At 61.8% G+C, this 23,494-nt stretch carries 21 protein-coding genes; 14 read left to right on the forward strand and 7 right to left on the reverse strand.

Features of this window, described 5'->3' with window-relative positions; all coding sequences use genetic code 11:
- Window position 1 precedes the first annotated feature (1 nt).
- Window positions 2-271, forward strand: a complete 270-nt coding sequence (locus F3J41_RS04840) for a barstar family protein (protein WP_166710089.1) — start codon at window positions 2-4, stop codon at window positions 269-271.
- Here F3J41_RS04840 and F3J41_RS04845 read toward each other — a convergent pair whose 3' ends face one another.
- The 4 genes from F3J41_RS04845 to F3J41_RS04860 all read right to left on the reverse strand — a co-directional run bounded on the left by F3J41_RS04845 (window position 272) and on the right by F3J41_RS04860 (window position 8,270).
- On the reverse strand, window positions 272-2,644 hold the full coding sequence (locus F3J41_RS04845; RefSeq protein WP_166710091.1) for a virulence factor SrfC family protein: 2,373 nt from the start codon (window positions 2,642-2,644) through the stop codon (window positions 272-274).
- Window positions 2,641-5,613, reverse strand: coding sequence for a virulence factor SrfB (locus F3J41_RS04850; RefSeq protein WP_166710093.1), 2,973 nt, complete (start codon window positions 5,611-5,613; stop codon window positions 2,641-2,643). Before F3J41_RS04850 ends, F3J41_RS04845 begins: the two co-directional genes overlap by 4 nt.
- A gap of 2 nt (window positions 5,614-5,615) precedes the next feature.
- Window positions 5,616-6,938: an SrfA family protein gene (locus F3J41_RS04855; protein WP_166710095.1), complete on the reverse strand. Its 1,323-nt coding sequence runs from the start codon at window positions 6,936-6,938 to the stop codon at window positions 5,616-5,618.
- A 153-nt stretch (window positions 6,939-7,091) separates the two neighbouring features.
- Complete coding sequence (locus F3J41_RS04860; protein ID WP_021506148.1) at window positions 7,092-8,270, reverse strand: benzoate/H(+) symporter BenE family transporter; 1,179 nt, start codon at window positions 8,268-8,270, stop codon at window positions 7,092-7,094.
- A gap of 97 nt (window positions 8,271-8,367) precedes the next feature.
- On the opposite strand from F3J41_RS04860, the gene F3J41_RS04865 reads away from it, so the two are divergent.
- The 4 genes from F3J41_RS04865 (at window position 8,368) to F3J41_RS04880 (ending at window position 10,731) form a co-directional block, all read left to right on the forward strand.
- A complete protein-coding gene (locus F3J41_RS04865; protein ID WP_021506147.1) occupies window positions 8,368-8,913 on the forward strand; it encodes a helix-turn-helix domain-containing protein in 546 nt (181 codons plus the stop codon).
- A gap of 97 nt (window positions 8,914-9,010) precedes the next feature.
- The gene (locus F3J41_RS04870; RefSeq protein ID WP_058780613.1) at window positions 9,011-9,436 is read left to right on the forward strand and encodes a MarR family winged helix-turn-helix transcriptional regulator; all 426 of its coding nucleotides are present in this window, start codon (window positions 9,011-9,013) and stop codon (window positions 9,434-9,436) included.
- Window positions 9,437-9,452: 16 nt separating this feature from the next.
- Window positions 9,453-10,007, forward strand: a complete 555-nt coding sequence (locus F3J41_RS04875) for an isochorismatase family protein (protein ID WP_166710097.1) — start codon at window positions 9,453-9,455, stop codon at window positions 10,005-10,007.
- A gap of 244 nt (window positions 10,008-10,251) precedes the next feature.
- Window positions 10,252-10,731 (forward strand): DM13 domain-containing protein, encoded by a 480-nt coding sequence (locus F3J41_RS04880; RefSeq protein WP_058769739.1) that lies wholly within the window; start codon window positions 10,252-10,254, stop codon window positions 10,729-10,731.
- Between the two features lie 35 nt (window positions 10,732-10,766).
- On the opposite strand, the gene pqqU is transcribed toward F3J41_RS04880, so the two are convergent.
- Entirely contained in the window at window positions 10,767-12,890 is a 2,124-nt protein-coding gene (gene pqqU, locus F3J41_RS04885) for a TonB-dependent receptor PqqU (RefSeq protein ID WP_211075040.1), read from the reverse strand.
- Window positions 12,891-13,107: 217 nt separating this feature from the next.
- On the opposite strand from pqqU, the gene F3J41_RS04890 reads away from it, so the two are divergent.
- Both F3J41_RS04890 and F3J41_RS04895 read left to right on the forward strand, forming a co-directional pair.
- Window positions 13,108-13,971: an NAD(P)-dependent oxidoreductase gene (locus F3J41_RS04890; protein ID WP_166710101.1), complete on the forward strand. Its 864-nt coding sequence runs from the start codon at window positions 13,108-13,110 to the stop codon at window positions 13,969-13,971.
- On the forward strand, window positions 13,972-14,754 hold the full coding sequence (locus F3J41_RS04895; protein ID WP_021506142.1) for a helix-turn-helix transcriptional regulator: 783 nt from the start codon (window positions 13,972-13,974) through the stop codon (window positions 14,752-14,754).
- Here F3J41_RS04895 and leuA read toward each other — a convergent pair.
- The gene (gene leuA, locus F3J41_RS04900; RefSeq protein WP_166710103.1) at window positions 14,705-16,390 is read right to left on the reverse strand and encodes a 2-isopropylmalate synthase; all 1,686 of its coding nucleotides are present in this window, start codon (window positions 16,388-16,390) and stop codon (window positions 14,705-14,707) included. The two genes, F3J41_RS04895 and leuA, sit on opposite strands and share 50 nt — an antisense overlap.
- A 119-nt stretch (window positions 16,391-16,509) precedes the next feature.
- Window positions 16,510-17,505 (reverse strand): phage shock protein operon transcriptional activator, encoded by a 996-nt coding sequence (pspF, locus tag F3J41_RS04905; RefSeq protein WP_058774762.1) that lies wholly within the window; start codon window positions 17,503-17,505, stop codon window positions 16,510-16,512.
- Window positions 17,506-17,661: 156 nt separating this feature from the next.
- Here pspF and pspA point away from each other — a divergent pair, with 156 nt between their 5' ends.
- From pspA to tyrR, 7 genes are all read left to right on the forward strand, one after another.
- A complete protein-coding gene (gene pspA / locus F3J41_RS04910; protein WP_058758491.1) occupies window positions 17,662-18,327 on the forward strand; it encodes a phage shock protein PspA in 666 nt (221 codons plus the stop codon).
- 57 nt (window positions 18,328-18,384) lie between these two features.
- Window positions 18,385-18,609 carry an envelope stress response membrane protein PspB gene (gene pspB / locus F3J41_RS04915; RefSeq protein WP_021506138.1) on the forward strand — a complete coding sequence of 75 codons (225 nt, stop codon included), beginning with the start codon at window positions 18,385-18,387 and terminating at the stop codon, window positions 18,607-18,609.
- Window positions 18,606-18,953 carry an envelope stress response membrane protein PspC gene (gene pspC / locus F3J41_RS04920; protein ID WP_058758492.1) on the forward strand — a complete coding sequence of 116 codons (348 nt, stop codon included), beginning with the start codon at window positions 18,606-18,608 and terminating at the stop codon, window positions 18,951-18,953. The genes pspB and pspC overlap by 4 nt, the downstream gene beginning before the upstream one ends.
- Before the next feature lie 48 nt (window positions 18,954-19,001).
- Complete coding sequence (gene pspD / locus F3J41_RS04925; RefSeq protein ID WP_021506136.1) at window positions 19,002-19,250, forward strand: phage shock protein PspD; 249 nt, start codon at window positions 19,002-19,004, stop codon at window positions 19,248-19,250.
- Window positions 19,231-20,628: a YcjX family protein gene (locus F3J41_RS04930; protein ID WP_166710105.1), complete on the forward strand. Its 1,398-nt coding sequence runs from the start codon at window positions 19,231-19,233 to the stop codon at window positions 20,626-20,628. The genes pspD and F3J41_RS04930 overlap by 20 nt, the downstream gene beginning before the upstream one ends.
- Window positions 20,625-21,698: a YcjF family protein gene (locus F3J41_RS04935; RefSeq protein ID WP_166710106.1), complete on the forward strand. Its 1,074-nt coding sequence runs from the start codon at window positions 20,625-20,627 to the stop codon at window positions 21,696-21,698. The genes F3J41_RS04930 and F3J41_RS04935 overlap by 4 nt, the downstream gene beginning before the upstream one ends.
- 213 nt (window positions 21,699-21,911) lie before the next feature.
- A complete protein-coding gene (gene tyrR, locus F3J41_RS04940) occupies window positions 21,912-23,477 on the forward strand; it encodes a transcriptional regulator TyrR (RefSeq protein ID WP_021506133.1) in 1,566 nt (521 codons plus the stop codon).
- Window positions 23,478-23,494: the final 17 nt, after the last annotated feature.

A 23,494-nucleotide genomic window follows, 5' to 3' on the forward strand; every position in this document is an offset into this window, starting at 1 on the left:
TATGCTGACACTCCATTTTGATTTTCGCACGCTGGAAACGCGCCAGGCCTTTTATCAGGCGCTGGTCGATCAGAGCGGCTGCGGTGAACGTTTTGGCTACAATCTGGATGCGCTGTGGGACTGGCTAACCGGCGGCATGGCGCTGCCGGCAACGCTGCATTTGCAGCATGTCGCCGAGGTCAGCGCCAGTGCGGAGTTTGCCCCGGTGCTGGCGCTGCTGGAAGAGGCGGCGCAGCAGCTGGCGGGTGAGCTGCGCCTGATTACTCACTGACTACGCGTGCAGCGGCAGCAGCATAATCGCCAGCGTCTGGCGTGCGCTGGCCGGCAAATCGCCGCCGCCGGTGTAGCCGTTATTCTCGACGATCAGCGAATTTAACCCCACCAGCCAGTCATAAATATAATAGGCGGTGTGATTAGCCGGCGCGGCAGACAGCCGCGTCAGACGCTGGCCTGAAGAAAAGCTGACGCTGGGCGCCGGCGGGCGGGCGAAAATCGGGCTGCCGCGATTGACGCGACTCTGCGGCCGTTCACGTTCATCCCGCTGCAGGAAGCCGAGCCAGGCGACAAAGTCACCCAGCACCGTCATGGCACGCGACACCTGGCGATCGGTGCGCGCTTCATGGGCACTGGCCTGCGTCTCCGTTTCGTTCAGCGCGCTTTGCAGTTTGCTCAGCACCTGCAGACGGAAGCTGGCGGTGATGAGCTCCTCCACCAGCAGTTCCAGCGTCGGCTTATCAACGTTGAGCAGCGCCAGCAGGCTCTGGCTCTCCGGCAACTGACGCAGGTGCGCCAGCCACAGCGCGAACACCTGCTGAGGAAACTGCTGATCGCGCTGGCCGCTGCTGCTGCGCGGTTCGGCGGTGGTTACCGGCTCATCGTTAAACAGGTCAAACTCAAAACCAATACCAAAATAGCTCTGCTCCACCGCGGCTGCCTGACCGCCGGTGGACGGCGTGCTGCCGTGGCTCTGACTCAGCCACAGCTGGCGCACCGCTTCGCGCGAGGGCTGTAAACGCTCAAGCAGCTCGCCGTGCAGGCCGGTGCGATGCTGTAAACACTTCAGCAGCGTATCGGCGATGGCCTGTTTCCGCGCGGCCTGTTCCGATGTGGCGCTGGCTTCGGTCCACGGCTGCAGACGCTCAACCAGTTTCTGCTGCAGCGTGCTGAGCTGCAGCGCCAGCCGGTCGCGCCGTGCCTCCGGCTGCATCTCATCCTGCAGCCAGCTACTCATGCGGTCGACGCCCGCGCGATCGCGCGCCAGCATTGAGCCCCAGCTCTGGCCAGGCTGACCAATCTGCCGCTGTACCGCTTCATCGACGTTGATTTGCGACTGCTGATAGCGCGCATCGTGCGGCGTAATCGCCCAAATCAGGCGCGGCTTGTCTGCGCTGGCCGTCGCGCTCTGTTGCAGTTGCCACTCGCGCAGCGCGCTGGCGGCGAGATCCGCATCCTGACGCTGGCTGGCGGCGGTACAAATCAGCATTAAATCGATGCCCTGACGGGCGGCATAGAAGCCCGGCAGCAGGGCACGTTTCTGCTCCAGCAGACTGGCGCGCAGCGCATCACGCGCCTGCAGCCTTGCGCGCTCATCCTGCTGATCGCGGTCGGCGGGCGTGCCCGGCGCGGGCAGTTCCAGCATATCGGCTTCGTCATACAGCGCCTGACGCGGCGTCGAACTGAGCGGCAGGGTGATTTCCAGCGTCAGCAGCGCCAGCCAGCCGAGCGGTACCGACTGCGGTTTGCCCACGCGGTTGGCGACAACCGGACACACTTCAATCAATTCGTTCAGGTCGGCGTCATGGCCGATGAGCTTTTCAGCGGGCAGCGAGGCGTCATCCACCAGCAGGCTGAGCGGCGCCAGCACGCGCGGCGCGTGCCGCAGCTGATGGCGCAGATGCAGCAGGCTGCGCAGGGTTTCATTCAGCGCCGGACGCTGCGGCCACAGCAGCGCAAACAGCTGCACGCGGTCGTCCACGTTGAGCCACGGTGCCAGCTCAATCGCCTGCGGCCAGAAATGGCGGTCCAGCACCTCGGCGTGGTCGGGCTGGCGGCGATGCCACGCCCACAGCGTCACCAGCGCGTCGCTGTCGAGGCCGGGCTGCATCTCGCTCTGGCGATGGCGCTGCAGGCGCTGCAGCGCGGCATCAATCGCCGCGCTGTCCGGCTGGGTGCCCGCGCTGGCGCCGGCCAGCATCAGACGAATCAGCTCGGCTTCGCTCAGCAGCGTCATCTCCAGCGGCCACGCACCAGACTGCGCTTCACGCTGATGGCTGAAACGGGTGGCGATGGCAAAATCGAGATTGCCGGGATTGATGTGCTGAAAATAGTTCAGGGTTTTGTCGCCGAGACGGGCGATCAGCTGGCCCTGCGCGTCGCCGACCATTTCACTCAGCAGCCAGGCTTTACCCGCCTGCGACTGACCAAACAGCGCCAGGGTGACCGGCCGCGCCAGCTGTCGCGCCAGCGCGTGGCTTTCAACTCGGGCGCGCCGCAGCTGGAGCCGCAGCGTATCGGCTTCCAGCGCCAGACGCGGCGAGTGCGCCTGGTGGCTCTCCACCCAGTTCAGCGCGCCGTCAACCGTCTCCTGCAGCAGACCCAGGCGTTTAGCAGGTGTCGCCGGCGTGGCTTTTTTGGCAGTTCTCATCGTTTACACACGCTCCCGCTGTCGATCCAGTATTGCGCATTGGCGTTGCCGGTGGCCGACAGCGTATTCAGTTTCAGACTCAGTTGCTCCAGCGGCACGCGCGTGCCATCGTCCATGCGCGCCTCGCTCAGCACCAGCCGCTCCGGGCCGAGGTTATCCGGGCCCGGTTGTACCGCCAGCCTGATGCGCAGCACGCTTTCGCCCGCTACCTGGCGCGCCAGCTGCGGATCGGTAATGCTCAGGCTGTAGAGCGGTGTCGCCGGCCAGCGGTCGTTCTCCAGCTGGCGGAAACCGAGGCAGACGTTACCGCGAATGCGGAAGCTGCTTTTACGGTCCAGCGCGAAGCTGTGGCTGTCGAGATCAATCTCGCTGTAGCACAGATTGTCATCGCTCAGCGTGGCGTTTTCATCCAGCACGCCAAGGTAGCGAATGGTCGAGTAGGGTTCAAAATCGCCGGCGCGGAACCAGAAGCTGCTGAGACGCAGATCGAGTGCCAGCAGACACAGCATGGCACCGACCGCCGCGGTGGATTTCGGGTTGTCAATGCGCCCCTGTTTGTTGAACGGATACCAGTCGCTGGTGTGATACCCCTCCAGCGACAAAATGCGGCTACCCGGCAGCGGCTGCAAATGACGCACCAGCGCCTGAATGCCCGGGAAGCGCGACGGGCGACCGGTCAGCAGCAGCACATCGCACTGATAGAGGGAAACCACTTCGCACATGGCGCGCAGCGCCGGGATGATTGCCATCCGGTGTTGCAGAAACTCAGCATGCAACTGCGCCATGCTCACCACCAGCGGCACGTCAAGCAGATCGAAACGGCTGTCGCCGCCGAGCGCGCGCTGAATCTCTCCGTTGACAAACGCCAGCACGCTGCTGGCTGGCTTCTGCGGCACCAGCTCGCCAAACAGCGCGTTAATTTCGCTGTGGCTGTCGAGCGGATTCCAGTTTTCATAGCGCTCCAGCACCGCCTGCGCCAGCGGAATAAACAGCTGCAGGGTGACCTGCTGGCGCAGCGTGGCCTGACCGTCCATGCGGCTGTCGTGTCCAAACAGCTTGTTCATCAGCGGTTCCGCCAGCGCCAGGCCGGCTTTTTGCAGACTCTGCTGTAGCGCGGGCAGGATCCACAGCTGAATCACGTCCAGCAGAATGTCATCGCCGGCCACTTTAAACCCTTCCCGGAACAGCAGACGCGGGGTGATTTTCACGTTGTTGCCCTGACCATCATCCAGACGATACTGGGTGATGGCGAGGTCGGTGGTGCCGCCGCCGATATCAATCGAGGCGATGCGCAGGCTTTTGCCCGGCAGCTCATCCGCTTCGCGCGGGCGATCCGGGCGCGCCATGCTGCTGAAGAAATCTTCCGCGCGACCGGCAAAGTTCACCTGGGTTTCGTTGAACAGCCACACCATCTGACCGCAGGTGGCTTCATCCCACTCCATCTGCACATCCGGTACCGGACGCAGGCTGTGTGCCTGGCTGGCGGCGTCAAACGCGGCGTCGGCCGGATGCCAGCCTTCGGCTTTCCACACCAGCGCGATGGCTTCCTGCATGCGGCGACGGAAAATTTCCCGCTCCGGCTTCGGCATGGCCGACGGCAGCGTCAGGATCACATGACGCAGCTGGCGCGGCGCCTGGCTTTGCGGCATACGCTGGCGCTGGGCCACGCTGTTCATCTGCATCATGGCCTGCGCCAGCAGTTCACACAGCATAAAGGTCATCAGCGAGCTGCGGCTGTAGCTGGCAGAAAACACCGGCAGGCGGTCATCTTCCGGCAGGGCATGCAGCGGCTGCCCCTCATCGTTGAGCAACAGGGTAAACGGCAGCGCGGTGGCCTGCGGCTCGTCGCTGCCGCCGCTGGCGTTGAAGCGCCAGCCTGGCTGATAACGCGCTTCGTCCCATAAGTAGCGGCGCGGGCTGGAGAGGCCGGTGCTGCCCTCGGTGCCGGCGCGCTGCAGCGCCAGGCGGCTGGCTTCGCGACCGACGCGGGTCAGCGAGGGCCACATAAACGCGTTTTCGCGGCCGCTCTCCAGCGAGAAGTTGGCTTTGCCAAAGTGCGTTTCGGCAAACTCCAGTCGGCTATCGAACAGCTCGTTGTAGACCCGGTGCGGCTGCGACAGATCGCGCAGCTGCAGCTCATAGGTCTGGCGCAGGCCGTTGCTCTCTTCGGGGTGATCTTCCACCAGAATGCCGCAGGTGTGCGAGTTGCCGACGTCGAGAATGATATCCACGTTGACCGCCGGCGTTTGCGGTGAGGCCGTCTGGATAGTGATTTCTGCCAGATCGAGCTGTTCGCCCAGCAGTTCCAGCACGTTGAGATAGTGCGCCTGATATTCAAATTCGCGCAGCGCCTGGTTCACTTCCTGCTCGCGGCGTGATTCCAGCGCATACACCTGCTGGCTGAACGTCTCGCGCAGCCAGCCGTCAACCCAGGTGAGGTCGAGGAACTCGCCCAGTTCATAGTTGTGCCACGCCAGCGCAAAGCTGACGCCGTTCTGCGCATCGGCTTTGCTCAACCCCAGCTGCTCACCGCCGTCCGCGTCGGCCACCAGGCGCGTATCAAAGGCGAGGGTGATGCGATGGGTATTACCCGCCGCGTCGGGCTGGCTGAGCGGCGCAAGGCGCAGACGCGCCCAGTTATCCGGGCCACCGATAAAACGACGGCCGCTGGAACAGCGCAGCACCGGCAGCGGCAGCCACTGCCCGGCCAGCAGCGTCAGGGAATCGGCCAGCGCGATATCGGTCTCCGGGCGCACTACCTCAGCGGCACCGCCATCCTGCGGATAGAGCAGAAACTTGCCGCTGTTGCCATCAACGTTGAGGCGCAGCAGCGGGCCGTTGGCGGTCTGACGCACAAACTGCCGCCGCGCCTGTAGCGCGGGCAGGCGCAGACCAAAATCAAGAAACTGCACACCGCTGTCTTCGATCAGCGTGATTTTCTGTTTGTCATCAATCAGGGGAGCCAACATGGTTACTTACTCTCACGCTTAATCGTCAACGGGAACACCTGATCGGCGCCATACTGCGCCGTACAGCTGGCAATGCCATCACCGGCTTTGCACACCAGCTCCGGCATGCGATAGCGTGATTTATCGCTGCAGCTGGCAGTATAGCGGCTGCGCACTACCATGGTGCCGGCGCTGGTCATGGCGGCGGTGACATCGGCTTTACAGCGAATATTGTCGCCCTGGGTAATCACTGCGCTGCCTTTACCGTTGCGGATCTGATAGCGCAGGCTCGGCGGCTTGCCGGTCGGCAGATTGGTCTGACGCAGCGTCACGCGCCAGGTACCATTGATAAATTTCACCGAGCCGAGGCGCGCGTCATCGGCCGTCATCACCAGATCGTCCGCTTTGGCCGGTTCGGTATGTTCCGCTACGACCTCCGGCGGTGCCGGTGGGGTAGCCGGTGCCGGCGCAGGCGTCACCGTCGCACTGCTGTGCGGCAGCGTGGCGGCCAGCGTCTGTGCTTTCGCCAGCATCGCCGGGGCCAGCGCGGGCGCGGCGCTGACCACAGGCGCGGTTTCGGTTTCTGCCGGCTGGACCGGCGCGTCGTGTAACCAGAAGGCCACGCCCGCTGCGGCGGCAGCGGCCAGAGGCAGCACCAGCAGCAGCGGGCGCAGTGCGGATTTATTCCGCGCGGGCGCGTCGGCGACCACGCTCAGCGGTGCGGGTTCGGGTGCGGCCTGTGGTTCGGGTTCCGCCAGCCGTTCCGGCTCGGGCTCCGCCACAACGGGGGCCGCAACCGGTTCAGGCGCGGCAGCCCTTTCTGGCTCCGGCGCGGGCACCACCAGCGGCGGCAGTTCTTCATCAAGACTGTCGCGCAGGCAGGCCAGCGCATCATCACGCGTGCGCGCCTGCGGGTCGACAAAGCCCCAGAAGGTGATCACCGGCTTGCCATCCACCAGATAGACGTATTGCTGATCGGGAAACTGCAGCGTCTTTGCCAGCAGCGCCCCAAACAGGCGCATCGCCGGATTGTCGGCATCCCGGGCGCGCAGGCTGAGCGCCTGCAAATCCTGCTGATTAAGGGTGAGCTGTTCCAGCGCCTGACGCTTTTCGCGATCGCTGGCCGCCAGCCAGGATTTCACTTTGCCGCTGAATGGCGCGTACCAGTCAAGGCGGTCACCGCGCTCGTTGGCCTGCGGGATCGCGAGGCAGTTGGCCAGTGTCGTCTGGCGGCGCAAACGTAACGTTTCGCGAATTTGCAGGGCAGAAGCCCAGACCGGCTGGCCGTTCTCCCCCAGTGCCAGTAACGCGTCGAGATTACCGCTGCGCAGAAAAGTTTTTGCCACTCGTTGGGCCCTTATCGGTGGTTATCTGAAGCCAAACATCGGGTGTGATGGGCGATGGTAGTGATCTTAAGCCAAATGCGCCGCAATCAAACGGGGGAAAAAGGGGGGAAAACAGGGCGTTATTCCCCCCACGGTACGCGGGGTGGTGAAATGTTAACCGTTCCGGCGTGGGCTGAGCAGCAAATGGGTGAGGACACCCCCGATCAGGCCCCAGAACGCCGAGCCGACGCCGAGCAGGGAGATGCCGCTGGCGGTGATCAGGAATGCCACGATGGCGCTGTCGCGCTGCGCGGGTTCCGCCAGCGCGCGCTGCAGGCTGCCCGCCAGCGTGGCCAGCAGTGCCAGACCGGCCAGCGTGGCGATCAGTACCGGCGGCAATGCGCTGAGCATCACGGCGATCAGCGCGCCGGTAAAGCCGGTCAGCAGATAGAACACGCCCGCCAGCGCGGAAGCCACCCAGCGGCGCGCCGGGTCCGGATCGACATCATCGCCCATACAGATCGCGGCGGTGATCGCCGCAATACACACCGAAAAGCCACCGAACGGCGACAGCAGCAGCGCGATCAGGCCGGTCCAGCCGGTGAGCGCGGAGACCGGCGGCCGGTAACCATGCGCCTGCAGCGTGGCAATACCGGGCGCATTCTGCGACGCCATGGTCACCAGGAAGTAGGGCAAGCCGACGCCAATCAGCGCGGCAGGATTAAAGTGCGGCATGATAAATTCCGGCACGCTCAGCGTTAGCGCATGAGGCGGAAAGTGAATGGCGCGCTGACCCAGCGCCACCAGTACGCCCGTCACCAGCGCCAGCAGAATGGCATAACGCGGCAGCCAGCGGCGGCCCAGCAACCACACCAGACACATGCTGCCGCACAGGGCAAAATGATCCTGTAAGCCGCTGAAGGTGCCGATGCCAAATCGCAGCAGAATCCCCGCCAGCATCGCGGCCGCCAGCGACTGGGGAATATGGTTCATCAGCCGGGCAAACAGGCCGGTCACGCCGCTCAGCACAATCAGCAGATTGGTCGCGACAAACACCCCGACCACTTCATTCAGCGTCAGACCGTGCACGCTGGTGGCCAGCAGCGCGGCACCTGGCGTCGACCAGGCGGCGAGCACCGGCATCCGCGTCCACAGCGACAGGCCGAGTGACGCCAGCCCCATGCCCACGCCCAGCATTGACAGCCAGCCGCCAATCTGCGCCGGTGAGGCGCCTGCGGCCTGCGCCGCCTGGAAGATCAGCGCCGCGGTGCTGCTGTAGCCGACCAGCACGGCGATCAGGCCGGAAATCAGCATCGGAAAGGAAAAAGCCGGACGAACAGTCGCAGTGGTCATGGAATCACATCCTGTTGTGCGTTATAACGCACATTGTGGCACGCACGGTATGGCGCGCACAAGTGGTACACTGCGCGCCCGCTTTTCAGGAGAATTCATGGAAAATCTGCATCAACATCTCAGCCAGGCGCTGAAGCAGCTGCGTCAGGCCAATGGCTGGAGCCTGACGCTGGCGGCGGCGCGCACCGGCGTGAGTAAAGCCATGCTCGGTCAGATTGAGCGCGGCGAGTCGAGTCCAACGATCGCCACGCTATGGAAAATCGCCACCGGCTTTAATGTGCCGTTCTCGTTTTTTGTGCAGAGCGGGGCGCAGCCGTCGGGCGATGTGGCGACCTTCAGCCAGCCCAATGCACAAATGCAGGTGAAGCCGCTGCTGCCGTATGACGCGCGTTTGCGCTTCGATCTGCTGGAAGTGACGCTGGCGGCGGGCGCGCAAAGCGATTCGTCAGCGCACGAAAGCGGGGTGATTGAGCAGGTGGTGGTGCTGGAAGGTGAGCTGTTGCTGGGCATGGCGGGCAGCTGGCGTCGCCTGCAGGCCGGCGAGGCCAGCCAGTTCGCCGCCGATCAGCCGCACAGCTACCGCAATCCGCTGGCCAGCCCGTTGCGCTTTCATAGCCTGATTCACTATTTGCAGCGCAGCTGAGCGGCGGGATGCGCAATTACAAATTGATACGAAGGCAAACTACACAGTTTACCTGCGTATTTATATACTGCGGTCTCATCAGTAAAGGAGAAGGGCGATGAGCGAGCTGATTAGCGCCGCTGCCGCGTTACGCAGCATCAATGGCAAACTGATGCGCCGCCTGCGTGAATCGGCCCCGCCGGGCGATCTCACCTGGCCGCAGGTTTCCGTGCTGGGGTATCTCGTGCGTGACGGCGCGATGACGGTGACCGAGCTGGCCGCGCGCGAAGGGGTGCGCAGCCAGTCGATGAGTGCCACGGTCGCCAGCCTGCAGACGCTGGGGTTGGTACAGGGCGTGGCCGATGCGCAGGATGGCCGCAAAACCCGTTATCAGCCTACCGCTGCCTGCCTGCAGCTCGTCGCCAGCAATCGCGCCCAGCGTGACGACTGGCTACTGCACAGCATCAGCAGCCTGCTCAGCCCGCAGGAACAGCAAACGCTGCTGGCCGCCATTCCCTTACTGCAACGACTCGCTGACCACTAATTTGAGAGGACTCACCATGGCTGTCACCACGTTAGATGCCCAAACCGCCTTGATTGTCATCGACCTGCAGCACGGCATCGTCCGCCTGCCGGTTACGCCGCGCCATTCGGATGAAGTGATTGCACGCGCCACGCAGCTGACGCAGGCGTTTCGCGCGAAACAGCTGCCGGTGGTGCTGGTGAACGTGGCGGGCGGCGCGCCGGGCCGCAATCAGCAGCCGCGTCACGATGCTGCTCTGCCGGCAGACTGGGCGGTGCTGGTGCCGGAAATGACCCCGCAGCCGGGCGATATCAGCGTAACGAAAAAAACCTGGGGCGCGTTCCACAATACCGATCTGCACCAGCAGCTGCAGCAGCGTGGCGTAACGCAGGTGGTGGTGTGCGGGATTGCCACCAGTATCGGCGTGGAATCCACAGCGCGTCAGGCTTACGAGCTGGGCTACAACGTTACGCTGGCGACCGATGCGATGAGCTGCCTGAACGCCGAAACCCACCACAACAGCATTGAGCGTATCTTCCCGCGCCTCGGTGAAACCGGCACCACTGACGAAATCCTCGCGCTGCTGAACTGATCTTTTCCCTCCAGGGCTGGCGCTGCCGGCCCTTATCTTTGCTGCTCGCTGCCGCGGGTTATTCTGCTGCGCCTCGCTTTCCCTGCCGCCGTTGAGAGTTGGTTGTAACAGCGCTGGTTACTGTCACAGTATGCACAGCAACACGATAACCAATATTTAGCCTGACTTTACGTTTTTATTAACACCAGTGAGCAGCAGGATCGGGTAGAGAAATACAGCGCTATTCTGCTGCAGGGAGGTAGGGATGCTAAAAAAATTAAACGTGCTTTATCTCATCGCCAGCCTGTTTTTTCTGGGCACCGGTATTACCTTAGGTCTGGTGCTGTCACCGTTAATTACCGCGGAAGTAAATGCCACGCAAAAGGAGGTTAATCTGGTGAAACAGCAAGCACTATATAGCGGTGAGTTTGATCGCCATCAGCCGGGCAGTGATGCGCTGTACTGGGCCAGCGGCAAGGTCTATCTCAATGAAAACGTCATCGCCTTTGAGGGGGAAATTGCCCCCGGTCCACACTATAAAATTTACCTCACCAAAACTCAGGCGTTTGATCAGCACTCATTTCTGCAAATAAAACATCAATCGGCGTTAATTGGCGATTTAAATAACTTTGGTGATTTTATTAAATCGCTGCCGGAAGGCATCGATCCGCAGGAATATTGTGCCGTACAAATCTGGAGTGAGCAATTTTCGAAATTTGTCGGCTCAGCGCGTTATCGCACCTGAATAAGGCACCGACGTGCGCCGGTGCCCCATTTAGATTACTGGAAAGCGTAGCTTAGCGTCAGGCCGACGCTGTAATTACGCCCCGGTGCGGGTTCGTAATACCGGCCATTGCTCTCATTAACGATGACCGAGCCGATATAGTGGCGGTCGAGCAGATTATCCACACGGCCAAACAGATCCAGCGTCCAGTTCTGCACCAGCCATTTATAGCCGCTGTTCAGTCCCACCACCGTATACGCCGGCGCTTTGACATCATTCTGGTCGTTGGCCGCAATGTCGCTCAGGTAGCGCAGGTCGCCGCCGGCATACCAGCCTTGCTCCGGCGCGTAGGCCAGTCCGGCGTAAGCCATATTGCGTGCAATACCGGGGATGCGCTTGCCGTCACAGCTGTCGCTGCCGCAGGCGTTACTGCGGTAGCGCGCGTCGAGCAGCGTCCACGCGGCTTTCAGGTGCCAGTCATAGCCAAACTGCTGATCGAGTCCGAGTTCCAGGCCTCGGCGGCGCGTCTCACCGGCGTTTTTGTAGCTGGTGCGGCCTTCGTAACTGCTGTCTGACACGATCTCGTTTTTGGTATCGGTCTGAAACAGCGCAGCGGTCAGCAGGCCGTTGCCGAGGCGTTTTTTGCTGCCGAGCTCCACGGTATTGCTGGTGGCCGGCTGCAGGTTGAGATTGAGCCCGGCCTGATCCGCCGCGCGGTAGGAGAGTTCATTGAGCGTCGGCGTTTCAAAGCCGCGACCAGCGGAAACATAGGCGTTCCAGCCATCATTAATCGCGTATTTGAGCGAGGCCGCAGGCAGCCAGCGGTGATAGCGGCGATTGCCGCTGTCATCCGGATCGCTGGCGGTCACGTAATAGTCGTTAGCATCGAAATTGACCGTGCTGAAGCGCACGCCGGCGTCCAGCGACCAGCGATCGCTCAGCTGCCACGCGGTCTGCAGATAGGGATCGAGGTTCCACATCAGGTTGCGCTCGTTGCGGCGCAGATCACCCTGCACGCCGTAGTCGGTGGCACCATCACTGCGGGTAAAGTTCTGATAGCCTTTGCGTTTCTCGCTCATGGTCTCATAGTCGAGGCCGCCGGTCAGGGTCACCGGCAGCGTCAACAGCGTAGCGCGGTGCGTCCAGCGCGTATCAATGCCCTGGTAGTGGCGCGCCAGTGAAATGACACCACCGGGATAGCCGGCTTTCAGCTGAGTCGCCAGCGGGATGGACTGATACTGGGTGGTTTCGCGCTCACCGGCATAGAGCATCACGCTGAGGTCGTCGTTATCGCTCATCTGGCGCTGGTAGTGCAGACCCGCCTGGGTCTGATCAACGGTTTTGCGCGCGTTGTACAGCGTGACGTTGCTGGCCACCTGGCGCGGATTATCATGCCACTGTGCTGGCGTCAGGCCGCCCGGATCCTGCGCCTCAACGTGAACGCTGTTGAACAGCAGCGTCAGGGTGCTGACATCGTCAATGCGCACGCCAAGCCTGGCATTGCCGAGGTTTTTCTGCGCGGCGCTGTGGTCGCGATAGCCGTGCGTGGTGAAGCGCGAAGCCGACACCGTATAGTCAACATCGCCGGTGTGGCTGCCATCACCGGTGGCACCGCTCGCTTTCACGCTGTTGCGCCAGCTGCCGTAGCTGCCGTACCAGCTGCTGGCTTCCAGCGTAGTCGGCTGCTGGCCGCGCTGGGTTTCCACATTGATGACGCCGCCCGATGCGTTGCCGTACAGCGCGGAAAACGGGCCGCGCAGCACTTCCACGCGATCGATGGAACCGATATCGATATTCGAGGTTTGCCCCTGGCCATCCGGCATGCTGGCCGGAATGCCGTCGACGTACATTCGGATGCCACGTACGCCGAAGGTGGAACGCGATCCAAAGCCGCGCACTGAAATCTGCAGATCCTGCGCATAATTCTGTCGGTTCTGGATTTGCAGACCGGGCACGCTGGTGAGGTTTTCAGACAGGTTAACGCGCGGTGCGGCGTGGCGCATATCGTCGCCGCTGACAACGCTGACCGCCGCCGGGGTATCCAGCTCGGAGAGTCCACTGGCCGCGGGCGCGGCGCTCACCACCAGGGTATTGCTGGCATTGTCCGCCGCTAATAACGGCAGCGGCAGGAGTGCAGGCAGCATCAGCAACGGCGCCTGTCGCAAAAGAGCAATTTTCATTTTAATAAACCGTAAAAAGACGTGAAATGAACCAATCGGGACATTTATCGCGCGTATGTTAATCGTTTTAGCGCGGGTTTGAAAAGCGTTAATAGTAGGGCGGAACCCTGTTAAGTGTGGCGTGAAAAATGTCCTTTCACCGCACCTCTGGCCTGGCTGTCAGCCCCAATTTCTGTCAGTGTGATCGTTTTGCCTGCGGTAAGAAGAAGGAGAAAACATGAATCAGCAACCTGTAGTGGCGGTACTGGGATTAGGCGCGATGGGACACGCATTTGCCGCCAATCTGTTGAAGAAGGGCTTTACCGTGCGCGGCTGGAACCGCACCCGTGCCAAAGGTGAAGATCTGGTGGCCGCAGGCCTGACGCTGAGCGACAGCGCCGCGCAGGCTGTGGAAGGCGCAGACGTGGTGATTGCCATGCTGGCGGACGGCGCTACCACGCGCGCCACGCTAAACCAGGTGAAAAACGCGCTGCAGCAGGGCGCTACCGTGGCGCAGATGGGCACCATCGGTGTTGAAGCGACCGACGCGCTGATCGCCGGGCTGGCGGCCGCACGGCCGGACGTGGTGTTTATTGATGCGCCGGTCTCCGGTACCAAAGCGCCGGCGGAGAACGCGCAGATTCTGGTGATGGCCAGCGGCGACCGGCAGCGTGCCCAGGCGGCGGAGCAGGTGTTTGCCGCAATTGGTAAAGGGACGCAGTGGCTGGGGGCCGCCGGTGCCAGCTCGCGCATGAAGCTGGTGGTGAATAGCTGGCTGATTGGCCTGATGCAGAGTCTTGCCGAAAGCACCCGGCTGGCAGAGCAGTTTGGTTTCACTACCGACGATCTCTGGCAGGTGCTGGAGGGCGGTCCGCTGGCAGCCCCGTACGCCAAAATGAAACTCGGCATGATTGCCAGCGGCGACTTTACGCCGCAGATGCATCTGGTCTGGGCGCTGAAGGATGCGCGGCTGGCGCTGGACGCCGCTGGCGACGCCTCACTGCCGGCGCTGGAAAACATCGTCGATGTCTGGCAGCAGGCGGTCGATGCCGGTTACGGCGAGCAGGATCTGGCGGCGGTTTATCAGTACCTGAAACGCTAAATGAGTCAGCGGCTCGACTTTGACTTCTCTCAGCGTCCGCTGGTGCCGTATGCGCACGATTACGCGCACGGCGATGCGGAGCCGTGGCACTATCACCACTGCGCGCAGCTGATCCATACCCTGAGCGGCGTGGTGAAAGTGGAAACACAACACGGCAGCTGGATTGTGCCGCCCAGCCGCGGCGTGTGGCTGCCGGCCGGCACGCGTCATGCGCTGCACATCGTTGGCAGCGTGGCGGCGCGCACGCTGTTTGTCGATCCGCTGGCGCGCGCCGATCTGCCCGCCAGCTGTCAGGTGGTGCAGATATCGCCGCTGCTGCGGGAGCTGATTGTCAGCGCGCTCACGCTGCCGGAGCATTACGCGTCTGGCAGTCGCGCCGAGCGCATTTACGAGCTGATTCTCGATGAAATTCGCGTGATGGACGTGCTGCCGTTTGGCCTGCCACTGCCACACAGCGACCGGCTGCTGGCGCTGTGCCAGCAGATTCAGCAGGCGCCGGGCGAGAGCTGGACGCTGGCGCGCGCGGCAGCGCAGCTGTGTGTGGCGGAACGCACGCTGGCGCGCCATTTCAGTCGCGAAACCGGTTTGCAGTTTAGCGACTGGCTGCGGCGTGCCCGGCTGAGCGTGGCGCTGACCCGGCTGGCGCAGGGCGATACGGTGCTGGCCGTGGCGCTCGATCTCGGTTATGACAGCCCGAGCGCCTTCAGCGCCATGTTTCGCCGTGTGCTGGGCGTTACGCCAGCGAACTACTTTCCGGCGGCAGAAAAGCGCCCGCCGCGTTAAGCAATGCCTGCAGCGAGGCGCGCGTCACGTCATTATCAATACCCACGCCCCACGCACGCTCGCCACGCGGCGTGATGCAGCTGATATAGCACACCGAACGGCTGTCGCTGCGTTTGCCCAGCGTGTGTTCATGGTAATCCTCAATGGTTACGGCCAGATCGTAGCGCTGACGCAGCGCGGCGACCGCTGCTGACAGCAGTCCGTTGCCGCGCCCTTCCAGGGTCAGCTGCTGCGGGCCCTGCTGCAGGCGCACTTTAATCCGCGTCTCGCCCTGATCATCGCTATGGCTCTCCGCCTGCAGCAGGCGACACCGTGGCTGTTGCAGGCCGTACTGCTGACAGAACAGCTGCCACAGCGCGTGGTGCGTCATCTCCTGGCCGTGAGCATCGGTCTGCTGCTGCACGCAGCGGCTGAAATCCTGCTGCAGGCCGCGCGGCAGTTGCAGGCCGTGATTTTGTTCCAGCAGCCAGGCGGCACCGCCTTTACCGGACTGGCTGTTCACGCGGATCACCGCTTCATAGCTGCAGCCGATGTCCAGCGGATCGAGCGGCAGGTAGGGCATTTGCCATACCACTTCATTACGCGCGCTGCGTTCGGCAAAGCCTTTGCGAATGGCATCCTGATGTGAGCCGGAGAAGGCGGTGAACACCAGTTCGCCGGCGTAAGGATGGCGTGGATGCACCGGCAGCTGGTTACAGCGCGTCACCACTTCCAGCACCTCGCGCATATCGCTAAAGTCCAGCTCAGGCGTCACGCCCTGGGTATAGAGATTCAGCGCCAGCGTCACCAGATCGACGTTGCCGGTGCGCTCGCCGTTACCAAACAGACAGCCTTCAACGCGATCGGCCCCGGCCAGCAGCGCCAGCTCGGCGCAGGCGGTGCCGGTGCCGCGATCGTTATGCGGATGGACACTGATGGCCACCTGCGAGCGCTGGCTGAAGTGGCGACAGAAATACTCGATCTGGTCGGCATACACGTTGGGCGTGTTGACTTCCACCGTGGCGGGCAGATTGATGATCATCGGCCGCTGCGGTCCCGGCTGCCAGATGGCGGCGACCGCTTCACAGATTTCCAGCGCAAATTCCGGCTCGGTAAAGCAGAAGGTTTCCGGCGAGTACTGAAAGGTCCAGTGTGTGGCGGGCTGCGCCGCACAGCGTGCGCGGATTTGCCGCGCGGCGGCGCAGGCCAGCTCGACGATCTCAGCTTTGCTCTGACGAAATACGCGCTCACGGAACAGCGGGGCGGTGGCGTTATACAGATGGACAATCGCCTGCGGCGCGTCACGCAGCGCTGTAAAGGTGCGATCGATTAAATCGCCGCGCGCCTGGGTTAATACCTGAATAGTGACGTCGTGAGGGATGTGCTGCTGTTCAATCAGCAGGCGCACAAAATCAAAATCGGTTTGCGAGGCGGCGGGAAACGCCACTTCAATCTCTTTAAAGCCGCAGCGCAGCAGCAGTTGCCAGAATGCTAATTTGCGCGCGCTGTCCATCGGCGTGGCCAGCGCCTGATTGCCATCACGCAAATCGGTTGAGAGCCAGCGCGGCGTGCGGGTGATCTGGCGAGACGGCCACTGGCGATCCGCCAGATTGATGACAGGCCACGGGCGATATTTTTCAGCAGGTTGAGTCAGCATGGGGGTCTCCTTGAGGTCTGCCTGTAGTCTGCAGTAACCTGCCGGACGCGGCTCACGCATAGCTGACAACCCGGCGTGCAAAACTGACAGCTGCCGCAGCGATACCCGTCAGTTAAACCCTACTGTGCTTCGATCCCGTGTTTTTTCATCATCGCACGCAGCTGATGATAAGTGACGCGCAACAGTTCAGCGGCGCGGCGCTGGTTGTATCGCGCCTGTTGCAGACTGGCTTCGACCAGTGCGCGCTCCTGCTGGTTTTGCCACTGGCGTAAATCCAGCGGCAGCGCCGGCAGGGCGTTTTCACGCTGTTCTGCTTCCGCTTCAGTTACCGCAGGAGCGCTACGTGGCGCAAACGGATTGATGATGATGGTGTCGAGCGCCTGTTCGGTGCTGTGATGACGGTACACCGAGCGCTCCACCACGTTTTTCAGTTCACGCACGTTGCCCGGCCAGCTGTGCTGCAACAGGGTGAGCTGAGCGCGCTCGCTAAAGCCGGGAAACAGCGCCAGGCCCAGCTCGCGGCACATCTGAATGGCAAAATGCTCGGCCATCACCAGGATATCGCTGCGGCGCTCGCGCAGCGGTGGCAGCTGGACGACATCGAACGCCAGGCGATCGAGCAGGTCGGCGCGAAAACGGCCGGCGGCGGCCAGCGCGGGCAGATCTTCGTTGGTGGCGCACACCAGCCGCACGTTAACCTGCAGCGACTGATTGCCGCCAACGCGTTCCAGCTGGCCATACTCAATCACCCGCAGCAGTTTCTCCTGCACCAGCATCGGCGCAGTGGCAAGCTCATCCAGAAACAGCGTGCCACCATCGGCGCGCTCAAAGCGGCCAAGGTGGCGCTTCTGGGCACCGGTAAAGGCTCCGGCTTCATGGCCGAACAGCTCGGAATCCAGCAGGTTTTCATTCAGCGCGGCGCAGTTGAGCGAAATAAACGGCCCCTGCCAGCGGTCGGAGAGGTAGTGCAGGCGGCTGGCAATCAGCTCTTTACCGGTACCGCGTTCGCCAGTCACCAGCACCGGTTTCTCCAGCGGCGCCAGTTTCGATACCTGTTCCAGCACCTCTAAAAAGTTATTCGACTCGCCCAGCAGATTGTCTTTACCGTTTGCCATGATGAAATTCACCACTGATTAATTAATTTCACTACCTTAACGGATTGCGCCGCTCGTGTAAAACAGTCAAACCCAGTAAAATCAGCACATTAAAAACTGGCACGCATCTTGTATTAGTTATGGGCGTAAAGACATGACAACCAGAGGAACATCATTATGGGTATTTTTTCTCGTTTCGCCGATATCGTGAACGCTAACATCAACTCGCTGCTGGAGCGTGCCGAAGATCCGCAGAAACTGGTACGCCTGATGATTCAGGAAATGGAAGACACGCTGGTGGAAGTGCGTTCCACCTCGGCCCGCGCGCTGGCAGAAAAGAAACAGCTGCTGCGCCGTATTGAGCAGGCCGAAATTCAGCAGGCCGAATGGCAGGAAAAAGCTGAGCTGGCGCTGAGTAAAGAGAAAGAAGATTTAGCCCGTTCGGCGCTGATTGAGAAACAGAAGCTGACCGACCTGATCGCTGCGCTGCAGCAGGAAGCCAGCCACGTTGAAGAGACGCTGGATCGCATGAAAGGCGAGATCGGCGAGCTGGAGAAAAAACTCAGCGAAACCCGCGCCCGCCAGCAGGCCCTGACGCTGCGTCACCAGGCGGCTTCATCGTCACGCGATGTGCGTCGTCAGCTTGACAGCGGCAAGCTGGATGAGGCAATGGCACGCTTCGAATCGTTTGAACGTCGCATCGATCACATGGAAGCAGAAGCGGAAAGCCAGCGCTTCGGCAAAAGCAAAACGCTGGACCAGCAGTTTGCCGACCTGAAAGCCGATGACGAAATCAGTCAGCAGCTGGCTGCGCTGAAAGCCAAAATGAACCGCAGCGAGTGATCGCCCCGGGCCTGCTAACGGGCCCGGATTGCCGGGTGTACTGAAAAAGGAGAGTCAATGAGCGCACTATTTCTGGCCATACCGTTAACGATCTTCGTGCTGTTTGTGGCACCGATCTGGTTATGGCTGCACTACAGCAACAAACGCAACGGCGGGACGCTTTCGTCCGGTGACCTGCAGCGCCTGCAGCAGCTGACGCAGGAAGCGCGCCGCATGCGTGACCGGGTCGAAGCGCTGGAAGCGATCCTCGATGCCGAACACCCGAACTGGAGGCAGCCATGATGAACGGACGCAAACTGTGGCGTATTCCGCAGCAGGGCAAAGTGCGCGGCGTGTGTGCCGGGCTGGCCGAGTACCTGGATATTCCGGTGCGACTGCTGCGTGTGATTGTGGTGCTGTCACTGTTTTTCGGTCTGTTTATGATCACTGTGACCGCCTATTTTATCCTTGGCTACGTGCTGGATGAAAAACCGCTGGACGCACCCTCTGAGCGCACACCAACGGCGCGCGAACTGCTGGATGAGCTGGAGAACACGCTCACAGCGGATGAGCGTAACGTACGCGATATTGAGCGTTACGTGACCTCAGAAACCTTCAGCGTACGCAGCCGTTTCCGCCAGATTTAATCCCTGTCGCGGGCCCGTCAGCGGGTCCGCTGCTCTAAGAGAGGCGCTATGCATACGCAACGTTTAACTGCTCTGCGCCGCCGCGCAACGCCTGCGTTGAAGTCGGCGGGAAAATTCATCATCATCAGTGCAGTAACCTATGCGCCCGGCGGCCTGGCCGGCTGGGCAGTGAAATCGGTGGCGCGCCGTCCGCTGCGCCTGTTGCTGGCGGCCGCCCTGGAACCGTTGCTGAGTAAGGCGTTTAACCGCCTGTCGGCACGTTTCATCAGGGAGAGCGATGAAAAGACTGCAAAATGAGTTGATGGGGCTGATGAACCGTGGCGTGGATCGTCATCTGCGCCTCGCCGTCACCGGCCTGAGCCGCAGCGGCAAAACCGCCTTTATCACCTCGCTGGTTAACCAGCTGCTCAATGTCCACAGCGGCGCGCGTCTGCCGCTGTTTTCCGTGGTGCGCGAAGAGCGGCTGCTGGGCGTGAAGCGCGTACCCCAGCGAGAGCTGGGTACGCCGCGCTTTACCTATGACGAAGGGCTGGCCCAGCTGTACGGCACACCGCCGATGTGGCCGACCCCGACGCGCGGCGTCAGCGAGATGCGCCTGGCGCTGCGCTACCGGCCGGATCAGTCTCTGCTGCGCCATTTCAAAGATACCGCCACCCTTTACCTCGAAATTGTCGATTATCCCGGCGAGTGGCTGCTCGATCTGCCGATGCTGGCGCAGGATTATCTCAGCTGGTCACGCCAGATGGTCGGCCTGCTGCAGGGCGATCGGCAGCAGTGGGCCGCGCGCTGGCACAGCCTGAGCGCCGATCTCGACCCGTTCGCGCCCGCCGATGAAAACCGCCTGGCGGAGATCGCAGCCGCCTGGACCGACTACCTGCATCAGTGCAAAACCGAAGGATTGCACTTCATCCAGCCGGGACGTTTTGTGTTGCCGGGTGACATGGCTGGCGCGCCGGCACTGCAGTTTTTCCCGTGGCCCAACGTCGATGAACAGCAGGCCGGCAAGCTGCTGCAGGCACCGGCCGGCAGCAATTTCGCCATGCTGCAGCAGCGTTTCCACTACTACTGTCAGCATGTGGTGAAAGGGTTTTATAAAAATCACTTCCTGCGCTTCGATCGCCAGATCGTGCTGGTCGATTGCCTGCAGCCGCTCAACAGTGGACCGCAGGCGTTCAACGACATGCGGCTGGCGCTCACCCAACTGATGCAAAGTTTTCACTATGGCCAGCGCACGCTGTTCCGCCGTCTGTTCTCGCCGGTCATCGATAAGTTGCTGTTTGCCGCCACCAAGGCCGATCACATCACCGCCGATCAGCACGCCAATATGGTGTCGCTGCTGCAGCAGTTGGTGCAGGACGCATGGCAGAATGCCGCGTTCGAAGGCATCAGCATGGATTGTCTGGGGCTGGCGTCGGTGCAGGCGACCGAGAGCGGGCTGGTGGATCATCGCGGAGAAAAATTACCGGCGCTGCGCGGTCATCGCCTCGCCGACGGTGAACCGCTGACCTTTTACCCGGGCGAAGTACCGCCGCGCCTGCCGGGCAACAGCTTCTGGCACCAGCAGGGGTTTCAGTTTGAACAGTTCCGGCCGCAGCAGCTGGATGTCGATCGGCCGTTGCCGCATATCCGCATGGATGCTGCGCTGGAATTTTTACTGGGAGATAAATTGCGATGAGCGATGAAACGCCACTCAAACCACGGATAGATTTTGCCCGCCCGTTGCAGGAGCCTGTGGAGCCGACCCTGCGCGCGGCACACACCTTTAGCAGCGACGCGCAACAGGGGTTTCTGGTGACGCCTGACGCGGAGCCGCTGGAAGAGGGCACCGGCGAGAAAGTGGTGGAAGCCGCGCTGCGGCCTAAGCGCAGCCTGTGGCGCAAAATGGTGGGCGTCGGGCTGGGTATCTTTGGCATTAGCGTGGTGGCGCAGGGCGCCCAGTGGCTGCACGATGCCTGGCTGACGCGCGACTGGTTTGCGCTGGGCAGCGGCGTGGCCGGTGGGCTGATTGTCGCCGCCGGCGCGGGCGCGCTGATTGGCGAATGGCGTCGGCTGTATCGTCTGCGTCAGCGGGCGGAAGAGCGGGACGTGGGCCGTGAACTCCTGGCCAGCCACGGTATCGGCAAAGGCCGGGCGTTCTGTGAAAAGCTGGCGCGCCAGGCGCAGCTGGATCAGGCGCATCCGGCACTGCAGCGCTGGCATGCGGCGCTGCACGAAACCCATAACGACCGCGAAATTGTCACGCTGTATGCCCAGCTGGTGCAGCCGGTGCTGGACCGGCAGGCGCGGCGCGAAATCAGCCGCCACGCGGCAGAATCGACGCTGATGATTGCCGTCAGCCCGCTGGCGCTGGTGGACATGGCGTTTATCGCCTGGCGTAACCTGCGGCTGGTGAACCGCATCGCGGCCATCTACGGCATTGAGCTCGGCTACTTCAGTCGCATCCGGCTGTTCCGGCTGGTATTACTGAATATGGCGTTTGCCGGGGCGTCAGAGCTGGTGCGCGAAGTGGGTATGGACTGGATGTCGCAGGACATCGCCGCCCGCCTCTCGGCGCGTGCGGCGCAGGGCATCGGTGCCGGGCTGCTCACCGCCCGACTGGGGATCAAAGCGATGGAATTATGCCGTCCGCTGCCGTGGCTGGCGGAGGACAAACCGCGGCTCGGCGATTTCCGCCGTGAACTGGTGGGACAGCTTAAAGAATCGCTGGCCAAAAGCGGTGATAAAGCAGGTCAGGCTGCTAAATAATCTCACCTTGTCTGCCTTTCACGCTGCCGATGGCGTGAAAGGTAAAATTATCTGTGCTCAGGGTGTTTTCTGGCGGGATTATTGTTGGTTGTTCCGCTACACTTCTCTTCGTCACCTGCCTCAGAGTGTCAACTTTTCATGACAGAACCCTTCTGAGGCGCTGCAAGTTAGCGTATTATCTCTAAAATCAAAACCTGACTAAGGCTCATCGCAATGCGTTTGGAAGTTTTCTGCCAGGACCGTATCGGTCTGGCGCGCGAGCTACTCGACCTGCTGGTTGCCCGTAATATTGACCTGCGCGGCATTGAAATTGCTTCGCTGGGCCGCATCTACCTCAACTTTTCTGCGCTGGAATTTGACGCATTCAGCAACCTGATGGCGGAGATTCGCCGTACACCGGGCGTGACAGACGTTCGCACCGTGTCTTTCATGCCGTCTGAGCGTGAACATCGCGCGCTGAGCGCGCTGCTGGTGGCGATGCCCGAGCCGGTGTTCTCCCTCGACCTGAAAGGTAAAGTCGAACTGGCGAATCCGGCGGCGCAGAACCTGTTTAACCTCGACGAACAGAAGATCCGTAACCAGAACGCCGGCACGCTGATTGCCGGCTTTAATTTCCAGCGCTGGCTGGAGAGTGAACGTGTTGACGCGCAGGCGCAGCATGTGGTGATACAGGGGCGTGATTTCCTCATGGAAGCGCGCCCGATCTATCTGGCTCAGGAAGATGAGCAGAACGATCAGCCGGTAGGTGCGATGATCACCCTGAAATCCACCGCGCGCATGGGGCGGCAGTTGCAGAACCTCAGCGTCACCGATGACTCCGAATTCGATCACATCGTGGCGGTGACGCCGAAAATGCGTCAGGTGATCGACCAGGCGCGCAAACTGGCGATGCACGATGCGCCGCTGCTGATTGTCGGCGACACCGGCACCGGTAAAGATATGCTGGCGCGCGCCTGCCACCTGCGCAGTGCACGCGGTAAAAAACCGTTCCTGGCGCTTAACTGCGGCTCGATCCCGGATGACGTCGCTGAGAGCGAGCTGTTTGGTCACGCGGCGGGCGCGTATCCCAACGCGCTGGAAGGGAAGAAGGGCTTCTTTGAGCAGGCGAACGGCGGCTCGGTGCTGCTGGATGAAATCGGCGAGATGTCGCCGCGCATGCAGACCAAACTGCTGCGCTTCCTGAACGATGGCACCTTCCGCCGCGTCGGCGAGGATCATGAAGTGCATGTGGATGTGCGCGTGATCTGCGCCACGCAAAAGAATCTGATTGAGCTGGTGCAGCGCGGCGAGTTCCGCGAAGACCTGTTCTATCGTCTGAACGTGCTGACGCTGAATCTGCCGCCGCTGCGCGAACGTCCGCTGGATATTCTGCCGCTCACCGAAATGTTTGTGGCGCGCTTCGCCGATGAGCAGGGACTGCCGCGCCCGCGTTTGTCACCGCAGCTGACGCCGTTCCTGACGCGCTATAACTGGCCGGGCAACGTGCGCCAGTTGAAAAATGCGCTGTATCGCGCGCTCACGCAGCTTGAAGGTTATGAACTGCGTCCGCAGGATATCGTACTACCGGAGCAGGCGCTGGATGTGTCGCTGGGCGAAGAGGCAATGGAAGGGTCGCTGGATGAAATCACCAGCCGTTTCGAGCGTTCAGTGCTGACTCGTCTCTATCTGTCGTATCCCAGCACGCGTAAACTGGCGAAACGCCTTGGGGTGTCACACACCGCGATCGCCAACAAGCTGCGCGAATATGGCCTCGGTCAGAAACGCAGCGAAGGCGAATAATCCGCGTTCTGCATGAA

Source organism: Pantoea sp. Ap-870 (genome assembly GCF_011752515.1).
Taxonomy (GTDB): domain Bacteria; phylum Pseudomonadota; class Gammaproteobacteria; order Enterobacterales; family Enterobacteriaceae; genus Pantoea; species Pantoea dispersa.

What these genes read in the sequence shown, in the direction of transcription:
- F3J41_RS04840 (WP_166710089.1), top strand. Translation starts at nt 2, where the DNA reads ATGCTGACACTCCATTTTGATTTTCGCACGCTGGAAACGCGCCAGGCC.
- F3J41_RS04845 (WP_166710091.1), bottom strand. Translation starts at nt 2,644, where the DNA reads ATGAGAACTGCCAAAAAAGCCACGCCGGCGACACCTGCTAAACGCCTG.
- F3J41_RS04850 (WP_166710093.1), bottom strand. Translation starts at nt 5,613, where the DNA reads ATGTTGGCTCCCCTGATTGATGACAAACAGAAAATCACGCTGATCGAA.
- F3J41_RS04860 (WP_021506148.1), bottom strand. Translation starts at nt 8,270, where the DNA reads ATGACCACTGCGACTGTTCGTCCGGCTTTTTCCTTTCCGATGCTGATT.
- F3J41_RS04865 (WP_021506147.1), top strand. Translation starts at nt 8,368, where the DNA reads ATGGAAAATCTGCATCAACATCTCAGCCAGGCGCTGAAGCAGCTGCGT.
- F3J41_RS04870 (WP_058780613.1), top strand. Translation starts at nt 9,011, where the DNA reads ATGAGCGAGCTGATTAGCGCCGCTGCCGCGTTACGCAGCATCAATGGC.
- F3J41_RS04875 (WP_166710097.1), top strand. Translation starts at nt 9,453, where the DNA reads ATGGCTGTCACCACGTTAGATGCCCAAACCGCCTTGATTGTCATCGAC.
- F3J41_RS04880 (WP_058769739.1), top strand. Translation starts at nt 10,252, where the DNA reads ATGCTAAAAAAATTAAACGTGCTTTATCTCATCGCCAGCCTGTTTTTT.
- pqqU (WP_211075040.1), bottom strand. Translation starts at nt 12,890, where the DNA reads ATGAAAATTGCTCTTTTGCGACAGGCGCCGTTGCTGATGCTGCCTGCA.
- F3J41_RS04890 (WP_166710101.1), top strand. Translation starts at nt 13,108, where the DNA reads ATGAATCAGCAACCTGTAGTGGCGGTACTGGGATTAGGCGCGATGGGA.
- F3J41_RS04895 (WP_021506142.1), top strand. Translation starts at nt 13,972, where the DNA reads ATGAGTCAGCGGCTCGACTTTGACTTCTCTCAGCGTCCGCTGGTGCCG.
- leuA (WP_166710103.1), bottom strand. Translation starts at nt 16,390, where the DNA reads ATGCTGACTCAACCTGCTGAAAAATATCGCCCGTGGCCTGTCATCAAT.
- pspF (WP_058774762.1), bottom strand. Translation starts at nt 17,505, where the DNA reads ATGGCAAACGGTAAAGACAATCTGCTGGGCGAGTCGAATAACTTTTTA.
- pspA (WP_058758491.1), top strand. Translation starts at nt 17,662, where the DNA reads ATGGGTATTTTTTCTCGTTTCGCCGATATCGTGAACGCTAACATCAAC.
- pspB (WP_021506138.1), top strand. Translation starts at nt 18,385, where the DNA reads ATGAGCGCACTATTTCTGGCCATACCGTTAACGATCTTCGTGCTGTTT.
- pspC (WP_058758492.1), top strand. Translation starts at nt 18,606, where the DNA reads ATGATGAACGGACGCAAACTGTGGCGTATTCCGCAGCAGGGCAAAGTG.
- pspD (WP_021506136.1), top strand. Translation starts at nt 19,002, where the DNA reads ATGCATACGCAACGTTTAACTGCTCTGCGCCGCCGCGCAACGCCTGCG.
- F3J41_RS04930 (WP_166710105.1), top strand. Translation starts at nt 19,231, where the DNA reads ATGAAAAGACTGCAAAATGAGTTGATGGGGCTGATGAACCGTGGCGTG.
- F3J41_RS04935 (WP_166710106.1), top strand. Translation starts at nt 20,625, where the DNA reads ATGAGCGATGAAACGCCACTCAAACCACGGATAGATTTTGCCCGCCCG.
- tyrR (WP_021506133.1), top strand. Translation starts at nt 21,912, where the DNA reads ATGCGTTTGGAAGTTTTCTGCCAGGACCGTATCGGTCTGGCGCGCGAG.